The 3,349-nt window shown below is 72.2% G+C and carries 2 protein-coding genes; both read left to right on the forward strand.

The genetic code is table 11. The features are described 5' to 3' along the window. The first annotated feature begins 6 nt into the window (after positions 1–6). A complete protein-coding gene (locus ACY45C_RS02950) occupies positions 7–714 on the forward strand; it encodes an IclR family transcriptional regulator (RefSeq protein WP_462186129.1) in 708 nt (235 codons plus the stop codon). Between the two features lie 476 nt (positions 715–1,190). Next, complete coding sequence (locus ACY45C_RS02955; protein ID WP_462186122.1) at positions 1,191–3,320, forward strand: protein kinase domain-containing protein; 2,130 nt, start codon at positions 1,191–1,193, stop codon at positions 3,318–3,320. The last annotated feature ends 29 nt before the right edge of the window (positions 3,321–3,349 follow it).

Genomic DNA, 3,349 nt, shown 5'->3' on the forward strand with positions numbered 1-3,349 from the left:
CAATGTGTGAAACAGCTTAGCGGAGTCGGAGTCCTGGACAAAGCAGCCCTCGTGCTGACCGCCGTCGAGGCGGGACCGGCGTCACTCGCTGATCTGGTGGCCCGAACCGGGCTCACCCGCGCGACGGCGCATCGGCTGGCACACGCTCTCGAGGTCCACCGCCTCCTTGGCCGGACCGCCGACGGCCGCTTCGTCCCCGGGCCGCGGCTCGCCGCCGGGACCCCGACCCCCCTGCCGTGGGACCTGCTGGATCGGGCCGGCCGGGTTCTCACCGAGCTTCGCGAGATGACCGGAGAAAGTGCCCAGCTCTATGTGCGGCGCGGGGCCCTGCGCCACTGCGTCGCCGCCTCCGAACGCGCCAGCGGCCTGCGCGACACCGTGCCCGTCGGCGCCACGCTCCCGATGACGGCGGGATCCGGCGCTCAGGTCCTCCTCGCCTTCGCGGCACATCCCGAGCCGGAACTGCTCGCCGGAGCCCTGTTCGACGAAGCCGTCCTCCGCCGGGTGCGCGATCGTGGCTGGGCGGAGAGCATCGGGGAACGCGAGAGGGGGTTGGCGTCCGTGTCCGCCCCGGTGCACGACGGCCCGGGAACAGTGATCGCGGCAGTGTCCCTGTCGGGGCCGGTGGAGCGGCTCACCCGGTCGCCGGGACGCCGGCACGGCGCGGCGGTCCTCGCCGCGGCGGCCCGGCTCTCGACACCGACCGTCGGCTGACACACCCACCCGCCTGCATCCACCCGCCACCAACCGCCGACCACCGGACGTCGGTCACCAACGGTGGACCGCCACAACTTTTCCTCGGCCACAAAACACGCGACCAGACCTTTTTCGTCGGCCGTTCTTGCCATTCGCCATTTTGAATCCCCCATTCGGACCCCACGCCCACGACTGCCCGGGCTACATCTGCCGGTGGCGGGCGGCGGCTCTACCGCGCAGGGGTATCCCCCGCCGCGCGGCTTCGCCGCCCTACGTCGTAGCCTGTTCGAGTCGTCCGTCTCGGATGATCGGAACAGTAGGCCGGATGACCCATGCGGGTATTGGCATCTAGTGCAAGCAATACAGCTCGCCCGCGCGCTGGTGCGCTCGTCCGGATGACGCTCCGGGCTCCGCCCACGGGCCGCCGCCGCCCGCAGCGGCGCCGCCGTAGGCTCGGCCGCCCCGGGCGGCGCCAAAGAAGGGGACAACGCGCGGTGCGCAAACTGGGTTCGCGGTACGTGCTGCACGAGGTACTCGGGCAGGGTACGACCGGCCAGGTCTGGCGGGGCGCCGCCGTCTCGGACGGTGCTCCCGTGGCCATCAAGGTGCTGCGCCCCGAGCTCGCCGACGATCCCAAGATCGTGGAGCGATTCCTGCGTGAGTGGGACCTTCTGATCGACCTCGACAGCCCGGATCTCGTCGCCGTACGCGATCTGGTGAACGAACCCGATGTGCTCGCCATAGTCATGGATCTGGTTGACGGTCCCGACCTGCGGGCCCATCTGCGCGAGTTCGGGCCTCGGCCGGTGGAGGAGGCGGTCCGGCTCGTCGTCGGCACCCTGTGGGCGCTCGACAGCGTGCACGCCGCCGACGTCGTCCACCGGGACGTCAAACCCGAGAACATACTCATCGACACCTCCGATCCGGCTCATCCGATCGTGCGCCTGACCGACTTCGGGATCGCCCAGATGATCAATGGTTCGTCCCGGACCAGCACCACCGGACCGATCGGGACCCCGCTCTACATGGCCCCCGAGCTGAGCACGGGCGCGCCACCGACCCCGGCAGCGGACGTGTACTCGGTGGGAGTCGTGCTGTACGAGCTTCTCGCGGGTTCGCCGCCGTTCGACTCCCCCAACCCGGCCGAGCTCCTGCAGGCGCACCGCGAAAAACAGCCCCAGCCCATTCAGGGTGTGCCGGCGCCGGTGTGGGGTGTGCTGGCCGGAATGCTCGCCAAGTCCCCGAGGCAGCGGCCCGTGAGCGCCGCCGATGCGGCCGAGGACCTGGTCGAGGCGCTCGAGGCCAGCCGTTGGGGGACCGGCTACGCGTCCAGGCCAGGCAGCCATGCCGACCATGACAACCGAATCCAGCTCTCCGCACTCGCCGGCGCGTCCGCGGCCCGGGCCGACAATCATTCCCCCGCCACGGGAACGCAGCGCGTGGTGCGCTCCGCCGCCGTGGCCGCGGCGGCGGGCACGGGAGGCGTGGTCGGCGCATCCGCCGCGCCTGACTGGTCCGACCTGGAGCACACGCAGATCGCGGGCAGTCTGCTGACCACCGCCACGAAGACCGGTGGCACGAAGACCGGTGGACGGGATGGCGGCGTCGAGCGCACCCGGATGGCCCCGGCCGCCGGCGGCCGGGGAGGGTGGGACGGTGACGCCCCGACCGGCATACAGCCGGCGCTGCGGATCCCGGCCCGCTCCGACGCTCCGGCCGCGGACACGAACACAGTCATGTCGGCGATCCCGGCGAACCACCAACCCGGCCCCCCGATCGGTGGGGCCGCGGCCGCCTCGCGGGCGGCCGCCGACCGGCGGCGGCGTAGCCGGATCGCGGCGGGTGCGGGCCTTGTCGTCGCCCTCGTCGCCGGTGCCGGCGCCTGGGCGCTCGCCTCCAGCGGGGGCACCGGCGCGGAACTGAGCGCGGACGGTCCCGCCGGGGTGTCCGCCGCGGCAGCCTCGGGCGGTTCCGGCTTCAGAACCAGCGGAGCCGCCGCTCCGGGCGTGGCCGTTGGGGTCAACCCGACGAGCCTCTCCGGGGGCGGGGCGACCCCGCGGCCCAGCGCGAAGGGATCTCCCTCCCCCGGCGCCGGTACGGCGGCTGCGGCTAGCCCCACAGGGGCCACGCCGACGAACAGCCCGACGGCGCGGAGCAGCCCGTCCCCGTCGCCCACCGACGACGGCACGGCGACCGTTCCCAACACCGAGGGCAGCTCGTTCACCACGGCGGAGAACACCCTGAGGTCGGCGGGCTTCACGCACCTCAGTAAGGCCTTCGGGTGTTACGGTGCCGGTGCGGTCGACACCGTCGCGCAGCAGTCCCCGAAGTCGGGAAAGATCGCCAAAACGACCACGATCAACCTGCAGGTCGAGGATTGCGCGCAGGTACCCGGCGTCATCGGAATGACCGAGTCGGACGCCAAGTGGCAGCTCAGCTTCGCCGGCTTCACCTCCACCGCGGTCAACGGGTCGTGCGCCAACGGCGAGACCAGCAAGGTGTCGGCGTACTCCCCCGCCGGACAGCGCCCACGCCATTCCACGACGGTGACGTTGACCCTGGCCTGCACCAAGCCCCCGGCGTCCGCCCCGGCCCCGACCCCGACATCGACGGCCAAGAACTGAACGCCTGACCATCGGGCCGCCGCCTGGGC

The sequence above is a fragment of the Frankia sp. CcWB2 genome, from assembly GCF_977927585.1.